The 17,755-nt window shown below is 63.7% G+C and carries 23 protein-coding genes; 11 read left to right on the top strand and 12 right to left on the bottom strand.

What is annotated here, in order from left to right; genetic code table 11:
• Positions 1–13 precede the first annotated feature (13 nt).
• The 5 genes from pyrE (at position 14) to era (ending at position 3,478) form a co-directional block, all read left to right on the top strand.
• Complete coding sequence (gene pyrE, locus ICI42_RS14365) at positions 14–592, top strand: orotate phosphoribosyltransferase (RefSeq protein WP_188165271.1); 579 nt, start codon at positions 14–16, stop codon at positions 590–592.
• Positions 593–599: 7 nt separating this feature from the next.
• Positions 600–1,010, top strand: a complete 411-nt coding sequence (gene acpS, locus ICI42_RS14360) for a holo-ACP synthase (RefSeq protein WP_188165270.1) — start codon at positions 600–602, stop codon at positions 1,008–1,010.
• Positions 1,011–1,094: 84 nt separating this feature from the next.
• The gene (gene lepB, locus ICI42_RS14355; RefSeq protein WP_188165269.1) at positions 1,095–1,841 is read left to right on the top strand and encodes a signal peptidase I; all 747 of its coding nucleotides are present in this window, start codon (positions 1,095–1,097) and stop codon (positions 1,839–1,841) included.
• A 3-nt stretch (positions 1,842–1,844) separates the two neighbouring features.
• Positions 1,845–2,567, top strand: a complete 723-nt coding sequence (rnc, locus tag ICI42_RS14350) for a ribonuclease III (protein ID WP_188165268.1) — start codon at positions 1,845–1,847, stop codon at positions 2,565–2,567.
• Positions 2,561–3,478 carry a GTPase Era gene (gene era, locus ICI42_RS14345; RefSeq protein ID WP_188165549.1) on the top strand — a complete coding sequence of 306 codons (918 nt, stop codon included), beginning with the start codon at positions 2,561–2,563 and terminating at the stop codon, positions 3,476–3,478. Before rnc ends, era begins: the two co-directional genes overlap by 7 nt.
• 129 nt (positions 3,479–3,607) lie before the next feature.
• Here the strand turns inward: era and ICI42_RS14340 are convergent, their stop codons facing one another.
• Both ICI42_RS14340 and ICI42_RS14335 read right to left on the bottom strand, forming a co-directional pair.
• Positions 3,608–4,051: a BrnA antitoxin family protein gene (locus ICI42_RS14340; RefSeq protein WP_188165267.1), complete on the bottom strand. Its 444-nt coding sequence runs from the start codon at positions 4,049–4,051 to the stop codon at positions 3,608–3,610.
• The gene (locus tag ICI42_RS14335; RefSeq protein WP_188165266.1) at positions 4,048–4,296 is read right to left on the bottom strand and encodes a BrnT family toxin; all 249 of its coding nucleotides are present in this window, start codon (positions 4,294–4,296) and stop codon (positions 4,048–4,050) included. The genes ICI42_RS14340 and ICI42_RS14335 overlap by 4 nt, the downstream gene beginning before the upstream one ends.
• Before the next feature lie 102 nt (positions 4,297–4,398).
• Here ICI42_RS14335 and recO point away from each other — a divergent pair, with 102 nt between their 5' ends.
• Genes recO through ICI42_RS14320 form a run of 3 tightly spaced genes read left to right on the top strand, consistent with a single transcriptional unit; the run spans position 4,399 to position 8,374 of the window.
• Positions 4,399–5,160 carry a DNA repair protein RecO gene (gene recO / locus ICI42_RS14330; RefSeq protein WP_188165265.1) on the top strand — a complete coding sequence of 254 codons (762 nt, stop codon included), beginning with the start codon at positions 4,399–4,401 and terminating at the stop codon, positions 5,158–5,160.
• Positions 5,157–5,675 carry a PaaI family thioesterase gene (locus ICI42_RS14325; RefSeq protein WP_188165264.1) on the top strand — a complete coding sequence of 173 codons (519 nt, stop codon included), beginning with the start codon at positions 5,157–5,159 and terminating at the stop codon, positions 5,673–5,675. The genes recO and ICI42_RS14325 overlap by 4 nt, the downstream gene beginning before the upstream one ends.
• An 11-nt stretch (positions 5,676–5,686) precedes the next feature.
• Complete coding sequence (locus ICI42_RS14320; RefSeq protein WP_188165263.1) at positions 5,687–8,374, top strand: DUF2339 domain-containing protein; 2,688 nt, start codon at positions 5,687–5,689, stop codon at positions 8,372–8,374.
• Between the two features lie 46 nt (positions 8,375–8,420).
• Here ICI42_RS14320 and ICI42_RS14315 read toward each other — a convergent pair whose 3' ends face one another.
• The 3 genes from ICI42_RS14315 to ygfZ all read right to left on the bottom strand — a co-directional run bounded on the left by ICI42_RS14315 (position 8,421) and on the right by ygfZ (position 11,269).
• Positions 8,421–9,656, bottom strand: a complete 1,236-nt coding sequence (locus ICI42_RS14315; RefSeq protein WP_230980363.1) for an MFS transporter — start codon at positions 9,654–9,656, stop codon at positions 8,421–8,423.
• A gap of 126 nt (positions 9,657–9,782) precedes the next feature.
• A complete protein-coding gene (locus tag ICI42_RS14310; RefSeq protein WP_230980384.1) occupies positions 9,783–10,391 on the bottom strand; it encodes a YfbR-like 5'-deoxynucleotidase in 609 nt (202 codons plus the stop codon).
• Positions 10,388–11,269 (bottom strand): CAF17-like 4Fe-4S cluster assembly/insertion protein YgfZ, encoded by an 882-nt coding sequence (gene ygfZ, locus ICI42_RS14305; RefSeq protein WP_188165260.1) that lies wholly within the window; start codon positions 11,267–11,269, stop codon positions 10,388–10,390. Before ygfZ ends, ICI42_RS14310 begins: the two co-directional genes overlap by 4 nt.
• 86 nt (positions 11,270–11,355) lie before the next feature.
• On the opposite strand from ygfZ, the gene ICI42_RS14300 reads away from it, so the two are divergent.
• Positions 11,356–12,690 carry a dihydroorotase gene (locus ICI42_RS14300; RefSeq protein WP_188165259.1) on the top strand — a complete coding sequence of 445 codons (1,335 nt, stop codon included), beginning with the start codon at positions 11,356–11,358 and terminating at the stop codon, positions 12,688–12,690.
• 5 nt (positions 12,691–12,695) lie between these two features.
• On the opposite strand, the gene ICI42_RS14295 is transcribed toward ICI42_RS14300, so the two are convergent.
• The 6 genes from ICI42_RS14295 to ICI42_RS14270 form a co-directional block, all read right to left on the bottom strand.
• Positions 12,696–13,010 carry a HigA family addiction module antitoxin gene (locus ICI42_RS14295; RefSeq protein ID WP_188165258.1) on the bottom strand — a complete coding sequence of 105 codons (315 nt, stop codon included), beginning with the start codon at positions 13,008–13,010 and terminating at the stop codon, positions 12,696–12,698.
• A gap of 9 nt (positions 13,011–13,019) precedes the next feature.
• Positions 13,020–13,298 carry a type II toxin-antitoxin system RelE/ParE family toxin gene (locus ICI42_RS14290; RefSeq protein ID WP_188165548.1) on the bottom strand — a complete coding sequence of 93 codons (279 nt, stop codon included), beginning with the start codon at positions 13,296–13,298 and terminating at the stop codon, positions 13,020–13,022.
• Between the two features lie 39 nt (positions 13,299–13,337).
• Complete coding sequence (locus ICI42_RS14285) at positions 13,338–14,135, bottom strand: hypothetical protein (RefSeq protein WP_407945164.1); 798 nt, start codon at positions 14,133–14,135, stop codon at positions 13,338–13,340.
• A 96-nt stretch (positions 14,136–14,231) separates the two neighbouring features.
• Positions 14,232–14,489: a hypothetical protein gene (locus ICI42_RS14280; RefSeq protein WP_188165257.1), complete on the bottom strand. Its 258-nt coding sequence runs from the start codon at positions 14,487–14,489 to the stop codon at positions 14,232–14,234.
• A gap of 580 nt (positions 14,490–15,069) precedes the next feature.
• Entirely contained in the window at positions 15,070–15,441 is a 372-nt protein-coding gene (locus tag ICI42_RS14275) for a TIGR02301 family protein (RefSeq protein WP_188165256.1), read from the bottom strand.
• Positions 15,442–15,458: 17 nt separating this feature from the next.
• A complete protein-coding gene (locus ICI42_RS14270) occupies positions 15,459–15,896 on the bottom strand; it encodes an NUDIX hydrolase (protein WP_188165255.1) in 438 nt (145 codons plus the stop codon).
• A gap of 116 nt (positions 15,897–16,012) precedes the next feature.
• On the opposite strand from ICI42_RS14270, the gene ICI42_RS14265 reads away from it, so the two are divergent.
• A complete protein-coding gene (locus ICI42_RS14265; protein WP_188165254.1) occupies positions 16,013–16,783 on the top strand; it encodes an SOS response-associated peptidase in 771 nt (256 codons plus the stop codon).
• Between the two features lie 26 nt (positions 16,784–16,809).
• Positions 16,810–17,427: a LysE/ArgO family amino acid transporter gene (locus tag ICI42_RS14260; protein ID WP_188165546.1), complete on the top strand. Its 618-nt coding sequence runs from the start codon at positions 16,810–16,812 to the stop codon at positions 17,425–17,427.
• Here ICI42_RS14260 and ICI42_RS14255 read toward each other — a convergent pair.
• Complete coding sequence (locus ICI42_RS14255; RefSeq protein ID WP_188165253.1) at positions 17,410–17,580, bottom strand: transcriptional regulator; 171 nt, start codon at positions 17,578–17,580, stop codon at positions 17,410–17,412. The genes ICI42_RS14260 and ICI42_RS14255 overlap by 18 nt on opposite strands.
• Positions 17,581–17,755: the final 175 nt, after the last annotated feature.

The raw sequence follows: 17,755 nt of genomic DNA, 5'->3' as shown, positions 1-17,755 counted from the left end.
GGACAGACTGCCGATGAACACCGACGACGTTCTGGAGATTTTTCGCGACGCGGGGGCGGTGCTGGAAGGGCATTTTATCTTAACGTCCGGCCTGCGCAGTCCCGTCTTCCTGCAGAAGGCGCGGGTCTTCATGCATGCCGACAAGACCGAGACGCTGTGCAAGGCGCTGGCCGAAAAGATCCGGGAGCAGGTGCCGGGCCAGATCGACTATGTCGTTGGTCCCGCCATCGGCGGCCTGATCCCGGCCTATGAGACGTCGCGTCATCTGGGCGTTCCGGCGATCTGGGTCGAGCGCGAGCAGGGCACGTTCCGCCTGCGCCGATTCGAGATCGAACAAAGCGCCCGCGTCGTCATCGTCGAGGACATCGTCACCACCGGCCTGTCGATCCGCGAGACCATCGAATGTTTGAAGGCGCTGGGCGCGGAGGTCGTGGCGGCGGCCTGCATCATCGACCGTTCGGCCGGCAAGAGCGATGTCGGCGTGCCGCTGGTAGCACTCGCCGAATACGAGGTTCCGGCCTATCCGGCCGACGCGCTGCCGCCGGAACTGGCAGCCCTGCCGGCGGTGAAGCCCGGCAGCCGGAACATGTGAGCGCGGCATGATCCTCGGCATTGGCAGCGACCTGATCGACATCCGCCGCATCGAGCGCTCGCTGGAGCGCTATGGCGAGCGCTTCATCCAGCGCATCTTCACCGATGTCGAACAGGCCAAGTCCGAAGGCCGCAGGGGGAGGGCGGCGTCCTATGCCAAGCGCTTCGCCGCTAAGGAAGCCTGCTCGAAGGCGCTCGGCTCGGGAATCTCCGACGGCGTGTTCTGGCGCGACATGGGTGTCGTCAACCTGCCTGGCGGTCGGCCGACCATGGAACTGTCGGGCGGGGCGGAGACGCGGCTGCGCTCGATGCTTCCCGCAGGCCACCGCGCCGTGGTGCATCTGACCATCACCGACGATTTCCCGCTCGCGCAGGCATTCGTGATCATCGAGGCTTTGCCCGTCGAACAAGCGCCATGATCCTGCGATTGGTGCAGCGCATGCTGAGGCGTTGCCCTGCGCGCGCCAACCCCTTATATCAACGCGACTGAAATCGAGAACGAGATGAGCGTGGCGGACAAAACGCAGAAGAAATCGGGCGGCCTCGGCGAGACCGTCAGCGTCATCGTGCAGGCCTTGCTGCTGGCTCTGGTGATCCGCACGCTGCTGTTCCAGCCGTTTTCGATTCCCTCCGGTTCGATGCGGCCGACGCTTCTGGAAGGCGACTATCTGTTCGTCACCAAATGGGCCTACGGCTATTCGCACTATTCGTTGCCGTTCTCGCCCAACCTGTTTTCGGGACGCATCTTCGGCAGCGATCCTGCGCGCGGCGATGTCGCCGTGTTCAAGTATCCGCCCGATCCGTCGCTCGACTACATCAAGCGCGTGATCGGCCTGCCGGGCGATCGCGTGCAGATGCGCGAGGGCGTGCTCTACATCAATGGCGAAGCGGTCAAGCGCGAGAAGGTCGGCGAGATCAACAATCCCGACGTGACCGAGGAAAGGCGCCCGGTCGACGTTTATCGCGAAACGCTTCCAAACGGCGTGTCCTACGATACGCTCGACCTGTCGCCGAACGGCTCCTACGACAACACGCGCGAATTCGTGGTGCCCGAGGGCAACTTCTTCATGATGGGCGACAACCGCGACAACTCGTCCGACAGCCGCGTCTTCGGCTTCGTGCCGGCTGAAAACCTCGTCGGCCGCGCCAACATCATCTTCTTCTCCATCGCCGACAAGTCGAGCCCGCTGGCGATCTGGAACTGGCCGTCGGATATGCGTGCATCGCGCCTGCTGAATGTCGTAAGATAAGACATGACAGCGAAACGGCTGACAGCAACCGAGCTCGCCGACATCCTCGCCGAGCGCACGGGACACGTGTTCAACGATCCAAAGCGGCTGCAGCGCGCGCTGACCCATGGCAGTGCGCGCAGCGCGCATGCGGGCGTCGATTATGAGCGCTTCGAGTTTCTGGGCGACCGGGTGCTCGGCCTGATGGTGGCCGACATGCTGCTGGAGGGTTTCCCGGATGCCGCCGAGGGCGAGCTGTCGCGCCGGCTCAACGCACTGGTCAATGCGGAAGCGCTGGCTGCGATCGCCGACGAGATCGGCCTTCCCGACCTGATCCGGGCCGGCAGCGAAGTGCGCAGCCTGGCCGAACGCAAGCTGGTGAACCTGCGCGCCGACGCGTTGGAATCGCTGATCGCCGTTCTCTATCTCGACGGCGGCATCGAGGCTGCCCGCGCCTTCATCCACACATATTGGAAGCCGCGCGCCAAGGCAGTTGGTGCGGCCCGCCGCGACCCCAAGACCGAATTGCAGGAATGGGCGCACCAGGCGGCGGCGGTGACGCCGACCTACGCGATTACCGGACGCAAGGGGCCGGACCACGACCCGGTTTTCACCGTCGAGGTGAAGGTGGGAAAGTTCCCGCCCGGACTGGGCGAGGGGCGCTCCAAGCGTGAAGCAGAGCAGGCAGCGGCCGCGGCAATCCTGCTGCGCGAGGGCGTCTGGAAAAACGAGGAAATCCTATCGTGACAGAACAGCCGGAACAGGCGACCACCCGCTCGGGTTTCGTCGCGCTCATCGGCGCTCCGAACGCCGGCAAGTCAACGCTGGTCAACCAGCTCGTCGGCGCCAAGGTGTCGATCGTCACCCACAAGGTGCAGACCACGCGCGCCATCGTGCGCGGCATCGCCACCCATGACACCGCGCAGATCGTCTTCGTCGATACGCCCGGCATCTTCAGGCCGCGCCGCCGTCTCGACGAAGCGATGGTAACGACAGCCTGGGGCGGTGCGCGCGACGCCGACGTGGTGCTGGTGCTGATCGACGCGGAGCGCGGCATCAAGGGCGACGCGGATGCGATCCTCGAACGGCTCAAGGATGTGCGCCAGCCCATGGTCCTGATTCTCAACAAGGTCGACCGGGTGCGGCCCGAGGCGCTTTTGACGCTGACGCAGACGGCCAATGAGCGCGTGCCGTTCAAGCGCACCTTCATGGTCTCGGCGCTGACCGGTTCGGGCTGCAAGGATTTGCTCGACTATCTGGCGGCCGAATTGCCGCTCGGTCCGTGGTACTATCCGGAAGACCAGATTTCCGACCTGCCGATGCGCCAACTCGCCGCCGAGATCACGCGCGAAAAGCTGTATCTGCGTCTGCATCAGGAACTGCCCTATTCGTCCCATGTCGAAACCGAAAAGTGGGAAGAGAAAAAGGACGGCTCGGTGCGCATCGAGCAGGTCATCTTTGTCGAGCGCGACAGTCAGAAGAAGATCGTGCTGGGCCACAAGGGCGAAACCATCCGCGCCATCGGCCAATCCGCGCGCAAGGAGATCGGCGACATCCTCGAACAGACAGTTCACCTGTTCCTGTTCGTCAAGGTCCGCGAGAACTGGGGCGACGATCCCGAGCGCTATCGCGAGATGGGACTGGATTTCCCGAAGTGAGGTGAGGTGAGGTCGGGCCGGGACGGATCGGTGGTTTGTGCATAACCTTCACATGCGCCGCATTCCTTCGCGCCCCCCTCTGTCCTGCAGGACAGAGGGGGGCGACGTAGAGCTCGGCGCTGCAAGCCCTTAACCTCCCGCACGCTTCCGGGTCCTGCGGGCATGGTCCAAAATCTCTGCCATCCTGCTGCGCCAGTCCGGGCCGTTGTCTTTAAAAAAGGCCAACGTATCGGGATCAAGCCGCAAGGTTACTGCCTGCTTCGGCTTCTCTACCTTTGGCCTGCCGCGCGCGCGCTGGAGGCTTTCGTAAAGGTCTGGCAACACGTCCTTGAGTGGCTTGGCACCTGCAAGCTCCTGTGCTGTCAGGGGGCGTTCGATTTCAGGGTCAGGACCGATCAACGCGCCAGTTGCATCATCTACCCACCAGCCGTCAGCGTCCCGATGGACGCCGCCCGCCGATATAATCGCCTGCATCTCGCGATTATAAGTCTCCCATCGACGGTGCATCTCTGCCTCGTCTTCGGGGCCGTCTCCCAAATCCTTTGTGACGAAGCTGGGCCATTTTTTGGTCATAGCCGGTTCCTTTCACCGTGACTGGCGCGGCGCATGGAGATGACGGAGAGAGCTTCCGAACCGAGCGGCTTGAACACGACGGCTAAAACGATCTGACCGTCGAGTTCGCCGATGGCAAGAAATCGGTTCTCCTTCGCGGGCTTAATGTTCGCAGATAGGAAGAACTCGAACGACAGATTGCTGAAGTCCAAACCATGCTTAGCCAGATTGTGTTTCCGCTTCGGCTCATCCCACACGATCTTCATGATTATTTGTACACCAAAAATAGGCTAGCAGCATAGAAAAACAAGATTAGCGTCGGCAAAGCGACCTTGATTTTGCCTCGTGCGCCGTGAAAGGCTTCGGCCATGGAATGGCGCGACGAAGGAATCATCCTCGGCACCCGCAGGCATGGCGAAACCAGTGCGATATTGGAGGTCATGACGCGGGCGCATGGCCGGCATCTCGGCATGGTCAAGGGCGGACGGTCACGCCGGCAGCAGCCGCTGCTGCAGCCGGGAAATCGCGTCGAGCTGATCTGGCGCGCGCGGCTGGACGAGCATCTCGGACTGTTCCAGGCCGAATCGCTGGAATCCAATGCCGCGCGGCTCATCGACAGCGCCATCGCCGTCTATGGCCTGCAGACGCTGGCCGCGCACCTGCGGCTTCTGCCCGAGCGCGATCCACACGCGGCACTTTATGAAACGCTGTCGGTGATGCTGGCGCATCTCGACGATCCGCATCTCGCCGGCGAACTGATGGTTCGCTTCGAGCTGATGGTGCTGGAGGAGCTGGGCTTCGGCCTCGATCTCAGCGAATGCGCAGCCACCGGCTCGCGGCAGGATCTGGTCTATGTGTCGCCGAAATCCGGCCGCGCCGTATCGCGGGCTGCGGGTGCGCCTTGGCGCGACAGGATGCTGGCGCTGCCGGGGTTTCTTGCCGTCACCGCAGGGAGGGGAGCTGCGCTGAACGATGTCGAGGACGCATTCCGGCTGACGGCGTTCTTCTTCACGCGCCACGTCTACGAACCGCGCGGCATGCAGCAGCCCGATGCGCGGGCCGGCTTTCTGGCCGCGCTGCGCAAGCATCATGCCGCGCCTGCGTCCCACCATGGAGAGAGCGCTGCATGAGCGAAGTCGAACTGTTCCCCGGCTATGTGTCCCGTCTCGGTCTCGGCACCATTCCGCACGAAGACGTCGAAACATATACCGGACTGGAGATGTTGCGGCGGCTGATTGCCGGGCTCTACCCCGCGCCGCCGATCTCGGCGATTATGAATTTCGGTCTGTCCGAGGCGGAGGAGGGCAGGGTCGTGTTTCGCGGGCTTCCCGGCGCGCAGCATCTCAATCCGCTTGGCGGGGTGCATGGCGGCTGGGCGGCGACGCTGCTCGATTCGGCGCTGGGGTGCGCCGTGCACTCCATGCTCGACAAGGGCGAGGCCTATACAACCGCCGAGTTCAAGGTGAACCTGACCCGGCCGATTTCTCCGAAAACCGGTGAGGTTGTCTGCGAGGGCAGGGTGATCCATAAGGGGCGCACGCTTGCGGTCTCGGAAGCGACGCTGAAGGACGGCAGCGGCAAGCTTCTCGCCTTCGGTACCGAGACCTGCTCCATTTTCCCGATCGGGAAGCTTGCCGCACGCTGAGGGGCGCTGCCATGTTCGAAGGCCTGATCGGCTTTATCCTCGTCCTTGTGCCTCTCGTTCTGGTGTTGCGCCTGCGCAACCGCGTCGGTCTGCTGGAACGCGAACTCGGCGCGCTGAGAAGCCTGGTGCTGTCGGGCGCGGTCGCGGCCAAGCCGGCTGTGGAAGAGGCAAAAGCCGTCGAAACGCAGCGGCCTGAATCCACGGACATGCAAGAACCGTCGCTGCTGGAAGCCGAAACACCGGTTGCCGTGGAAGCTCCCGAGGCAGTCAGTAGTGATCCGCAGCCGGTGGCCGACAGCCCCTGGGAACAGGCGGCTGCGGCATCGGTCCCAGCCGAAACGGTGGCGGCCAAGCCCGATATCGAAACAGCGCTCGGCACGCGCTGGGCGGTCTGGGTCGGCGGTGTGGCGCTGGCGCTGGGCGGTGTGTTCCTCGTGCGCTATTCCATCGAGGCCGGCTATTTCGGGCCCGCCGCGCGGCTGACGCTGGCGGCCCTCTTTGGCCTCGTGCTGATCGGCGGCGGCGAATTCATCCGCCGCACGGGCTTCAAGGTGCCCGTGCAGGGTGCCGCGGCAGCCTATATTCCCGCCATCCTGACGGCGGCGGGCGCGTTCACGCTGTTCGGCGTGGTCTATGCGGCTTATGGCGTCTACGGCTTCCTTGGCCCGGTCCCGGCCTTCCTGCTGATGGGCCTGATCGGCGTCGCCACCATAGCCGCCTCGCTGGTGCATGGCAGGGCGCTGGCGGGTGTCGGCCTGCTCGGCTCCTTCGTTACGCCGATGCTGGTCGATTCGCAGGCGCCCAATGTCTGGGCGCTGTTCGGCTATCTGGCGATCGTGCTGGCGGCGACGGCGGTCATCGCGCGCATGCGCAGTTGGTCCTTCCTCATGGCCGCGGCCTTTGTCGGCACCGGTCTCTGGACGCTGCTCTATATCGGCAACGCGGCAGCGCTTTCTGTGCCCGCGGTTCTGTTCATGACGCTGGTCAGCCTGGCGCTGCTGCTGGGCGTGTGGCTGACGCGGCGCGCGCCGTTCGCCGTACCGGGCAAGCCGGACGCGCCGTCCATCGCCGTCGCTTTCCTGCTGGCGCTGGCCGCAATTTCACTCTTCATCGACAGTCGCGCGGTCAGCCTGCTGAGTCCGCTGGGCGCTGCCGTGCTGATCCTGGCGATGGTGGGCGGGGCGCTCTATCGTGGCCGTGCGCTGCCCTTGCTGCATGGTGCTGGCGCGGCCGTGGTGCTGATCTATCTGCGCTATGTGCTGGGCGGCGTGTCACCGGCGGTTGACACCTTGGTCGGCGGGCCGGCCTATCTCGCCATGGGCGACAGTTTGCGCTGGCTGGGCCTTTTGTTCGGCGCGGTCTTTCCGGCAGCCGGCTTCTGGAGCGCGCGGCGAATGGTGGCCGAACAGCCGCTGTTGGCCGCCAACTGGTCGGCCTGGGCGGTGATCGCTCCGTTCGCAGTCGCCACCTGCCTGTGGCTCGGCTTCGGCAATATCGACCGCGACCTGTTCTATGCCGCCGTCATGCTGGTGCTGGCGCTCGCCTTTGCCGCCGGTGGGGAATGGGTCGCGCGCGCCGAACATCCGCCGCTGTCGGGCGGCGTCGCCGTTTCCATCGCCCTGGGAGGGGCGGCCGTGGCTGCCGTTGTCATGCTGCACATGGCCTTCGGTTCGGGCTTGACCACCGTGTTCTGCGGCGTGCTCGCGGCGGTGCCCGCGCTTGCGACGCGGCAGCGCGCCTATCCGGTGCTGGGCTGGCTGAGTGCCGCGCTCGCGGTCGTGGTCATCGGCCGCATCGCACTCGACCCGACCATCGTCGGTGCGGACCGGTTGTCGACCACGCCGGTCTTCAACTGGCTGCTTTTGGGCTATGGCGTCCCGGCGCTTGCCTTCCTCGCCGCCGCCTGGCAGCTCCGGCGCACCGCCGACGGACGCCCGCGTCTGATCATGGAGGCGGCGACGGCTCTGCTGTCGCTGCTGACGGTGGCGATGCTGGTGCGGCATGCGATGAATGGCGGCGTCATCACCTCAAGCGCGCCGACGCTTGCCGAACAGGCGATCTACACGCTTCTGGCGCTGGGCAGCGGCGGCATCATGGTGTCGCTCGACATGCGCTCGCCGAGTTCGGTGCTGCGCTACGGTTCGCTCGGCATGGGCGTGGTGTCGGCCGCTTTCATCGCGATCCAGCATTTCGGGCTGCTCAACCCGCTGTTCACCGGTGAATCGACCGGGCGCATCCCGGTCTTCAATTTGCTGTTCCTCGGTTATCTGCTGCCGGCCGTGGCGGCGGCGGGACTGGCCTGGTATGCGCGCGACAAGCGGCCGAAATGGTATTCGGCGATGCTGGCGGCGATGGCCTCGCTGCTGGTCTTCGCCTACGCGACGCTGTCGGTGCGCCGTCTGTTCAAGGGCGAGTATATCGGCAGTTGGGCCGGGCTGGAGCCGTGGGAGACATATTCCTACTCGGCACTGTGGCTGATCATGGGCGTCGGGCTGTTGGTGGCCGGCGTGCAGATGAAGTCGCAGGTGCTGCGCATCGCCTCCGCGGCCCTCATCGTCGTTTCGGTGGCGAAGGTCTTCCTGTTCGACATGTCCGAACTTGAAGGCGTGCTGCGTGCGCTGTCCTTCATCGGGCTCGGCGCGGTGCTGATCGGGATCGGGTTGTTCTATCAGAAGCTGCTCACACGGGCGGCGCGGTAGAATTCGCGTGAGGGCGTGCGAGCGTGCTGCCCGTCAATCGAACAGCCTACTCCGCCGGCACCAGAGCCGAACGGTCGATGGGCCGCTCCTTGATCGGCATATGAACCGCCGCGGCGAACAGCCCCAGCGCCACGCCGAGCCACCAGACGGGGTCGTAGGAGCCAAACTGGTCGTAGAGATAGCCGCCAAGCCAGACGCCGAGGAACGAGCCGATCTGGTGGGAGAAGAACACCACGCCCGCGAGCATGCCGAGATGCCGCGTGCCGAACATGATCGCCACAAGCCCGTTCGTCGGCGGCACGGTCGACAGCCACAACAGCCCCATGGCGACGGCGAAGATGATGACCGTTGTCGGTGTCTGCGGAATCAGCAGGAACACTGTGACGACGATCGAGCGCCCAATATAGATCCATGCCAGGAAGGCCGGCTTCGAATAGCGCTGTCCGATAAAGCCGGCTGCGAGCGAGCCGATGATGTTGAAGAAGCCGATCAGCGCCAACGCGATGACGGCATAGCGGGCGTCGATGCCGAGGTCGCGGATATAGGCGGGGAAGTGCGCGGTGATGAAGGCCACCTGGAAGCCGCAGACGAAGAAGCCCGAGGTCAACAGCACATAGCTGCGGTGGCCGAGCGCTTCGCGCAGGGCGGCCGATGCGGATTGCTCGATGTCGGTCTGCGCGATCCTGCCGGTCTTGGAGTTGCCGGCCAACGGGATGGCAAGCAGCGGGATGACCAGCATGGCGATGCCCAGATAGACCAGCGTGTCCGACCAGCCATAAGCGTCGATCAGGCCCTGGCTGATGGGCGCGAACAGGAACATGCCGGCTGAGCCCGCCGCCGTGCCAAGGCCGAAGACGAGACTGCGATTCTCGGCCGAGACGTTTCGGGCGAAAGCCGACAGCACGATGCTGAAAGAGCCGGCGGCGACGCCGAGGCCGACCAGGATGCCGCCGCTGATATGCAGCATCGTGGTGCTCTCGGCATGCGCCATCAGGATCAGGCCGGAGGAATAGAGGATGGCGGAGACGACGAGCACCCGCCAGGTACCGAACTTGTCGGCAATGGCGCCAAAGAAAGGCTGGCCAATGCCCCAGAACAGGTTCTGCAGAGCCATTGCGAGGCCGAAGGTGGTGCGGTCCCAGCCGCGTTCGGCGAGCATTGGAAGCTGGAAGAAGCCCATGGCCGAGCGCGGCCCGAAGGTCAAACCGGCGATGATGCAGCCGCATATGACCAGAAGCCAGGGAATGCCGCGTGCCTGCCGCGCCGGTACTGCCATCACCATCTTGGGAGTCTCCATCTGACGGTCGTTTTTACCGCATCGCAGCGTTCCCGCATAATCAATTGAACATCGGGAATCGTTCAGTTTTTTTGATGCGTGAGCGTGGTTCGCAGGCAACATGCCATAGGTCTAGCGCGCCGCCTCGATATCCGAAAACCGCTTCAAAAACGCTGCCTGCACCGCTTTCGCTGGTTGAGGCGACAGGTCGAGCCCGTCGGCCGAGATGCCGCGCGGACGGCCGAAGAACTGCGTGGCTTCCGCAGAGCCGAAGCCGGCAAGAAGCGTCGCCTCGAAATAGGCGGCGATCTGGTCGGCGCGCTTGATGTCCTTCTTGAGCTTCGCATCGGTTTCCGCAGGCAGTGCAAAGCGCAGGTTGATGGCCTGCTGCAGCCGCGCTTCGACTTCCTTGTAGCCGCCGCCGACCGCCGACTTGAACGGCGAGATCATGTCGCCGATGACATATTCGGGCGCATCGTGCAGAAGGGCGGCGAGCCGCATGTCGACCGTGGCGGCGGGGCAGATGCGGCCGAAAATATCCTCCACCACCAGAGAATGCTGCGCGACTGAAAAGGCGTGGTCGCCGAATGTCTGGCCGTTCCAGCGGGCGACGCGGGCGAGCCCGTGGGCGATGTCGGTGATCTCGACGTCGAGCGGCGAGGGGTCGAGCACGTCGAGCCGCCGGCCCGACAGCATGCGCTGCCAGGCACGCGGCGGAGCGCCGGCGCGGTCGGCCATCAGGCTTCGTCCGTTGCCGCTGCTTCTGGGCCAGCCGTCTCGGGGAAGGTGAAGGTCGCCCACGCTGGAATGGTCAGTTCCAGCACCGCGTCACCCGCCTTGATCGGCAGTCCGGCATCCAGGGCGGATTTGACCCGGTCGATACGGACGATGGCGAGCGCGTTGGCGCCTGAAGACGAGCCCAGCGTTCCGACAGTCTTGCCGCCGGCAACGATGTCGGCGCCGGTATCGGGCAATGTGCCGTCGGCATGCGCCAGCAGCACGCGCCGGCGCGCGGTGCCGCGATGATGCATGCGCGAGACGACCTCCTGGCCGATATAGCAGCCCTTGCGGATCGCTACGCCGGCATTTTGGTCGAGCAGCACATCATGCGGAAAGGCGTCGCCCAGGGCATAATCCACCCCGCTCTCGGCCACGCCCTGGGCGATGCGGAAGGCATGCCAGCCGGCGAGGGTTTCTGTCGGATCGATGCCGGCCTCGTAGCTGCGCCAGGCTTGTGCGGGTTCGGCAAAACGCATATCGCGCAGCCAGCCCGTTGAATCGAAATCCGAGGTCGATGAATCATCCCGCCAGCCGACGGCGGTAACCGATTCATCCCGCTGGGAAATCTCCACCTTGGCCCGGAGCCTGTAGAGCATCAGCCGGCGGATGAAATCGGCGGCGATATCGGCACGGCACTCGAGCAGGAAGGCGTCCGCGCCATTCCGCGAAATCAGGAAGTCGAACAGGATCTTGCCTTGCGGCGTCAGCAGAGCGCCGGGCCGCGCTTCGCCCTCGGCGAGCTTGTCGAGATCGAGCGTCAGGATGTTCTGCAGAAAATGCTCCGCATCTCCACCGGAGACGGAAATCAGCGCGCGATTGTCGAGAATGGCTGTCGGCATGGGTCCGCAATCTTGCAAATAGAGAGGTCATTACGTAAGCCGCACACATCCACCGCACAAGAGCTACCAGACAGGAGCAGGGCGACATGGCGACCACCTTCGATCTCATCCTCAGGGGCGGCACGGTCGTCAACCATGACGGCACCGGCGCGCGCGACATCGGCGTGATCGGCGGCCGCATCGCAGCGCTTGGCGACCTGTCGCAGGCATCCGCCGGTGAGACGGTCGATTGTTCGGGCCTTCACATCCTGCCCGGCGTGGTCGACAGCCAGGTGCATTTCCGCGAACCGGGGCTGGAGCACAAGGAAGACCTGCAGAGCGGCTCGCTGGCCGCCGTGCTGGGCGGGGTGACAGCCGTTTTCGAAATGCCGAACACCAATCCCCTGACCACCAGCGAGGCGGCGCTGAACGACAAGATCGCTCGCGCCACGGGCCGCATGCATTGCGATTTCGCTTTCTGGGTCGGCGGTACGCGTGAGAACGCTAGCGACGTTGCCGAGTTGGAGCGCTTGCCGGGCGCGGCCGGCATCAAGGTGTTCATGGGCTCGTCCACCGGCGACCTTCTGGTCGAGGACGACGAAGGCGTGGCGTCGATCCTGCGCAACACCCGCCGCCGCGCCGCCTTCCATTCCGAGGACGAGTTCCGCCTGCGCCAGCGGCTGGGCGAGCGGGTCGAGGGCCATGCGTCCTCGCACCCGGTCTGGCGCGACGAGATCGCCGCCTTGCAATGCACCGAGCGGCTGGTCCGGATTGCGCGCGAGGTTCGGGCGCGCATCCATGTGCTGCACATCTCGACGGCTGAGGAAATCGAGTTTCTGCAGCAGCACAAGGATGTGGCGACCTGCGAGGCGACGCCGCATCATCTGACCTTGAGCGCGGACGACTATGGACGGCTCGGCACCCTGATCCAGATGAACCCACCAGTGCGCGATTCCCGCCACCGCGATGGCGTGTGGAAAGGAATCGAGCAGGGCATCGTCGACGTGCTCGGCTCAGACCATGCGCCGCACACGCTCCAGGAGAAGCAGAAACCCTACCCGGCCTCGCCCTCCGGCATGACGGGCGTGCAGACGCTGGTGCCGATCATGCTCGACCATGTGAACGCCGGGCGTCTGACCCTGGAGCGTTTCGTCGACCTTTCAAGCCACGGTCCCAACCGCATCTTCGGCATGGCGCGCAAGGGCCGCATCGCGGCAGGCTATGACGCGGATTTCACCGTGGTCGACCTGAAGCGCAAGGAGATCATCACCAATGCGCAGGCCGGCTCCAGGGCGGGCTGGACGCCTTATGACGGGAAGCAGGTCACCGGCTGGCCCGTCGGCACGATTGTGCGCGGCACCCGCGTGATGTGGGAGGGCGAACTTGTGAACGCCGGGCAGGGGCGGCCGGTGGAGTTTTCGGAAGCGTATTTGCGGGGCTGAACCGGTCAGGCCGCCTTGGCACCGAGCGTGGGCACATTGCTGACATCGGTCTCGCGCTCGGCATGCCACGCATCGTAGGCGGCCTGCATACGGAGCCACACGGCGGCGCCGTCGCCGAACATCTTGCCAAGCCGCGCGGCGACGGAGGGCGAAATGGGTTTGCGTTCGCGGATGATGTCGTAAAGCTGCTGCCGAGAAATACCGAGCAGGCTCGCTATTTCGACCTTGGTTTTGCCGGTCGCTGGGATGATGTCGTCCAGCAAGGCTCCCGGATGGGAAGGGCAGCGTTCGATAGGCCGCTTGGGGTTATGGTCAACCATCGCCAATCCTCAATGATACTGCTCAAAGTCGACTTTCATTGCGTCATTGCCGTCGAACTCAAAGGTTATGCACCAAGGCCCATTCACATGGATGGTGTAGCGCGTCGGTGAGAAGCCCCTCAGTCCATGAAAATCGAAGCCGGGAAGGTTCATATCTTCCGGTCGCGTCGCAACATCCAGCCGGTCCAGACCAACAAGAATTCGCTTGTGCAGCCGCGCATCAATGCCGGCCGACCTGCCGTTTTCGAACAACTCAGCCAGCACCTTGCTACGAAACGATCGGATCATGGCAAATGTAAGCATATAGCTTTCATTTTGCCAACTTTCTCAATCTCCGGCGACGAAGAACGCCCAGCGGCCTTCGGGCGTAATGCCGAGGCGGTAGAAAATGTAAGAGCCGAAGGTCTTCATGTCTTCGTAGTCGCCGGCGGTGACGATCTTGAACAGTTCCACGCGTTGACGGGCGTCGAGCCGATCCAGCGGGATGCCGAAGAAATAAGGCCAGACATAGAGATCGTCGGAGGTGCCTTCGCCGAGATGGACATAACCGGCATCGAGAATTTCCTCGATGATGGCGAGGATTTCCTGGCCCTCGGTGTCGCCGGAAAGGCCGCGCAGGAATTCGATGGGATCGCCACCGATATCGCCGAAGGAGAGCTGCGGGGCGCTGTCGCCGGTGCCGATCAGCGGGCGCAGCTTCTCGATGTCGCCGGTCTTGGCGGCTTCCACCAGCAGGCCATGCATGCGCCGGACGGGCTCGGGCAGGCGGCTCAAATCGTAGACGACTTCAGGCAGCGGCGCATTCGGGTCGAGGTCGGGCATGGTGCCTGCGCCGGGCTCTTCCGGTTCGACCTGTTCGGGTTCTTCCTCATCCGGCGCCGAGGGGTCGGCCGGCTCGTCCGAGGACGGCGGCGGCGCAATCGGATCGGGCATCGGCACCGCGTTTTCAGGTACGGACTGATCGTCCGGGCCTGGCGCGGGCGCCGGCAGTTCCTCGCGCTTGATTTCGCTCAGCGCGTAGGCGGGCAGGGAGGTGGTGGCAAAGACACAAAGCACAGCGCCCGCTGCGAGCGCTAAGCGCCGCGCGGATAGGATCGAAGCCGAGGTAAGCGTGTAAGAAGTCACTCTGCCAAATTTCCCTGCTGGCCTCACCAGTGCCTGGGCCTGAAATCGCGGGCCGGTATGCCGTTGTCGCGGCGCGCCGTCAAAGCCCCAGGCCGATCAATGCCGATAGCGGACGGGATCGAACTCTCCGGCGATCACCTTTTCGCGCATGCGCTCGAGCAAGGCCAGCGCGGAGTCTTCGCCTTCCGTACGCAGGATCTCGGCGAAAGCGGTGGCGAGAGCGGCCTCTGCGATGATCTCGGGTTCGATGCCGGCCGACAGGCCTTCCGCCCAGGCCTCATTGTGGCTCTCGACAGCGGTCAGCCGTTTTTCTTCCCTGACCAGTGCGTCGATATCGCTGACGGCGTGTTCCATTTTCTATTCCACCCTTTCAAGCGGCGACCCGACAAGCCGGATCAAACTTGAGTTGTCCCTCTGCACCTCGACAACCGCGGCGACCAAAGCGCTTCCGATTGTGCCATCAATAGGGCCGGTCTCAATCCGCCCGAGCACGACGCGCTTTCCTATACAGTGGATCGTAGTCGATTGCCCCTGTCCCCGAAACCGAAACCTAAGTTTTGAGTTAATTCCGCAATTGGATGGTAGCGTTTCGTTAAGGCTGTTGCATTCTGGCCACAGTTGTCGCGATATAGCCACAGATGAAGCCGGTGCATAGCCTAGCGCGACGCTTTCAAGGCGGATTTGAGAGATTTCCAAAGAAAACAGCGCAAAGAAAAAGCCCGTCGCGGGAGGAGGTGCGACGGGCTCAATCTGGAAACGCACTTGGGAGGAGGAGTAGTGCGTTCAGTGTGTCAGAGGCCCGGGAGGAGGTGAGCCGCTGACAAGTTGATATTTAAGGAAAGCCTTCGATTTCATCAACTGCAATTTTTGCATATTTGCTATGCAAAAACACCATATGCCCGCGCGATGGGCATTTGCTCGACGTACGGCTCGTTCAGTTGCCGTAGCGGGATGCGATGTCCCGGCTCAAGGCTTCGCCTTCCTTCATGTAGCGGTCGATGGCGACGGTCGCGGAAGGCGTGCAGGACGTATAGGAGGCGTCGAACGAGCGGTAGCCTCGGTTGAAGCCGGCAACCAGCCTGGTCCGCTGTTCGGGCGAGGGGTTTTCGGAAACCAGCAGCTTTTCCATTTCGTCGCGCCATTCGGTGCCTTTCTCGCCACACAGATTGCGCAGGAAATGCAGCGAACCAAGCACCTCGGCCAGCCGCGCCAACCCGGCATCGAAAGGCGCTTCCGCAGCCTGGGCCGGCTGGGTCAGGCAGAGGGCAGAGACCATCGACAGTGCTGTGAAAAAACGTCCGCGCATAGCGCGCTGATGCCCCCTCAATTTGTCAAGCGCATGGCAGGATCGCTGCTTTCGCCGAGCAATTCGATGACGATCTCCAGCGTCGAATCGGTCAGCGGCAGCGCCTGCATCTGTTCCATCGTCAGAAAGCTCGCCTCGTCGGCATCGTCTCCGGCCACCGGCTCGCCGCCGATATGGTTGCCCGCAAACACGGTGAGCCGGTAGAAGAAGGACTGGTCCTCCCGGCGGCTGTCGATGACGATCTCGCGCACCGGCCGCAGATCGGCGGTCTCAAGCCCGGTCTCTTCCAGAAGTTCGCGCCGCGCGGCTTCTTCCAGCGTCTCGCCCTGCTCGACCCGCCCGCCGGGAAATGCATAAAGCCCTTTGGACGGTGCGTGTCCGCGGCGCACCAGCATGACGGTGTCGCCGCGCACCAAGGCGACGGAGACGGCCGGAATTTCGGCTGGCGTTGTCAAATGCGGTTCCTTATGCGGCTTGCTGTGGACGGGACGATTCTATCAGCCTTTGCAGGTTGCGGCAGCCGCTTTCTCTCCCCACTTTCGGCCTACGAGATTTCTGGAAAGTAAAAGCCATGTGCGGACGATTTGCGCTGACTGCAACGCCCGATCAGACGGCAGCCTTCATGGGTGTGGCCGAGTTGGAGGATTTTCCGGCGCGCTACAACATTGCGCCGACCCAGCCGGTCTTGATCGTCACCGCTGCGCCGCCGCGCGAGCCGGGATCGAACCTGCCCGACCGGATGGCGATGCTGGCGCGGTGGGGGCTTATTCCCGGCTGGACGAAGAACCCGGCCGACATGCCGCTTCTGTTCAACGCGCGCTCGGAAACCGCATCCGAAAAGGCATCGTTCCGAACCGCCATGCGCCATCGTCGCGTGCTGTTTCCGGCCTCGGGCTTTTACGAATGGCGCAAGCTGCCCGGCAATCAGCGGCAGGCCTATTGGATACGGCCGCGGCGAGGCGGGCTGGTGGCGTTTGGCGGGCTGTTCGAGCCCTATGCCGATGCCGGCGGCTCGGAGATCGATACGGCAGCCATCCTGACGACGTCGGCGAACGGCGAAATCGCCGATATCCACGAACGAATGCCGGTGGTGATCCGCCCCGAGGATTTCGCGCGCTGGCTCGACTGCCGCACGCAGGAGCCGCGTGACGTGGCCGATCTGCTTCGGCCGGTCGAGCCCAGCTTCTTCGAGGCTATCCCTGTCTCCGACAAGGTGAACAAAACAGCCAATGTCGGCGTCGAGCTTCAGGAGCGTCTGGTGGAAAATCCTCAGCCCTTGGCCGAAAAGCCAGCCAAGCCGAAAAATGAGGCCAGCGACAGCAAGCAGATGACCTTGTTCTGAAGCTGTTCTAGAAAGGCGCCGTGGATATCTCGACGCTTCTCCCCGCCGCTCTGTCCGGTTTCCTGCTCGGCGGCTCGCTCATCATTGCGATCGGCGCCCAGAATGCGTTCATTCTGCGCCAGGGGCTGATGCGCCAGCATGTTTTCGTGCTGTGCCTGATTTGCGCTCTATCCGATGCGCTGCTGATCGCGGTTGGCGTGGCGGGGCTTGGCACGCTGATCTCGTCCTCGCCGCAACTGATCACGCTCGTGACGCTCGGCGGAGCAGCCTTTCTGTTCGCTTATGCGTTCATCGCGTTCCGGCGGGCGATGAAGCCGGAGGCGTTGCAGGCAGCAAAGAAGGGCGAGATGCGGCTGGCGCCGGCCGTTGCCGCGTGCCTGGCCTTCACCTTCCTGAACCCGCATGTCTATCTCGACACGGTGGTCCTGCTCGGCTCGCTGTCGGCTGCCTATGAAGGAGCGGGCCGCATAGCCTATGGCGCGGGGGCATGTCTCGCATCCTTCGTCTGGTTCTTCGCGCTCGGCTATGGCGCGCGGCTCTTGCAGCCGCTGTTTGCCAGGCCGTCGGCCTGGCGCGTGCTCGATCTGCTGATCGGGCTCGTCATGGCCACGATCGCAATCAGCCTTTTACGCAGCCTTGCCTGACTTCAGGCTGGGCGTTGTCGCGGCGACCGGCTTGCGCTTGCGCGAAAAGACGAGTGCTGCCGCAATCGCCGCTGGGCCGATTGCGCGATACTGTTTGTGCAGTTCGTTCTTCTGTGGCTGGGTCTTGTCGACTTGGCTTTGAGGCCGTTTCATTGTCTCTTCCCTAAGGATCTGTTGCGGGTGCTCACTGTTGTTGCGGTCCAACTTGGTCCGAATGGTGGCATGGGTTCCGTTAGCCGCCGTATGTTTCATCTGAGTGGCGACATGTTTAACCAAATGTTTCTTTGCGGCATTGTTCCGCTTTTGCCCCTGTTTTTCCGTTCACAAT

The sequence above is a fragment of the Oryzicola mucosus genome (assembly GCF_014534685.1).
GTDB classification, from domain to species: Bacteria; Pseudomonadota; Alphaproteobacteria; order Rhizobiales; family Rhizobiaceae; genus Oryzicola; species Oryzicola mucosus.
Note: the sequence above shows the minus strand (reverse complement) of the source record. Positions and strands in the feature narration are given on the sequence as shown.

Excerpts from the sequence above, each read along its gene's own strand:
- ygfZ (WP_188165260.1), bottom strand. The coding sequence starts at position 11,269 with ATGCCGACAGCCATTCTCGACAATCGCGCGCTGATTTCCGTCTCCGGT.
- ICI42_RS14275 (WP_188165256.1), bottom strand. The coding sequence starts at position 15,441 with ATGCGCGGACGTTTTTTCACAGCACTGTCGATGGTCTCTGCCCTCTGC.
- ICI42_RS14255 (WP_188165253.1), bottom strand. The coding sequence starts at position 17,580 with ATGAAACGGCCTCAAAGCCAAGTCGACAAGACCCAGCCACAGAAGAAC.
- pyrE (WP_188165271.1), top strand. The coding sequence starts at position 14 with ATGAACACCGACGACGTTCTGGAGATTTTTCGCGACGCGGGGGCGGTG.
- lepB (WP_188165269.1), top strand. The coding sequence starts at position 1,095 with ATGAGCGTGGCGGACAAAACGCAGAAGAAATCGGGCGGCCTCGGCGAG.
- rnc (WP_188165268.1), top strand. The coding sequence starts at position 1,845 with ATGACAGCGAAACGGCTGACAGCAACCGAGCTCGCCGACATCCTCGCC.
- ICI42_RS14335 (WP_188165266.1), bottom strand. The coding sequence starts at position 4,296 with ATGAAGATCGTGTGGGATGAGCCGAAGCGGAAACACAATCTGGCTAAG.
- ICI42_RS14300 (WP_188165259.1), top strand. The coding sequence starts at position 11,356 with ATGGCGACCACCTTCGATCTCATCCTCAGGGGCGGCACGGTCGTCAAC.
- ICI42_RS14280 (WP_188165257.1), bottom strand. The coding sequence starts at position 14,489 with ATGGAACACGCCGTCAGCGATATCGACGCACTGGTCAGGGAAGAAAAA.
- ICI42_RS14265 (WP_188165254.1), top strand. The coding sequence starts at position 16,013 with ATGTGCGGACGATTTGCGCTGACTGCAACGCCCGATCAGACGGCAGCC.
- ICI42_RS14295 (WP_188165258.1), bottom strand. The coding sequence starts at position 13,010 with ATGGTTGACCATAACCCCAAGCGGCCTATCGAACGCTGCCCTTCCCAT.
- ICI42_RS14325 (WP_188165264.1), top strand. The coding sequence starts at position 5,157 with ATGAGCGAAGTCGAACTGTTCCCCGGCTATGTGTCCCGTCTCGGTCTC.
- ICI42_RS14320 (WP_188165263.1), top strand. The coding sequence starts at position 5,687 with ATGTTCGAAGGCCTGATCGGCTTTATCCTCGTCCTTGTGCCTCTCGTT.
- ICI42_RS14315 (WP_230980363.1), bottom strand. The coding sequence starts at position 9,656 with ATGGTGATGGCAGTACCGGCGCGGCAGGCACGCGGCATTCCCTGGCTT.
- recO (WP_188165265.1), top strand. The coding sequence starts at position 4,399 with ATGGAATGGCGCGACGAAGGAATCATCCTCGGCACCCGCAGGCATGGC.
- ICI42_RS14340 (WP_188165267.1), bottom strand. The coding sequence starts at position 4,051 with ATGACCAAAAAATGGCCCAGCTTCGTCACAAAGGATTTGGGAGACGGC.
- acpS (WP_188165270.1), top strand. The coding sequence starts at position 600 with ATGATCCTCGGCATTGGCAGCGACCTGATCGACATCCGCCGCATCGAG.
- ICI42_RS14290 (WP_188165548.1), bottom strand. The coding sequence starts at position 13,298 with ATGATCCGATCGTTTCGTAGCAAGGTGCTGGCTGAGTTGTTCGAAAAC.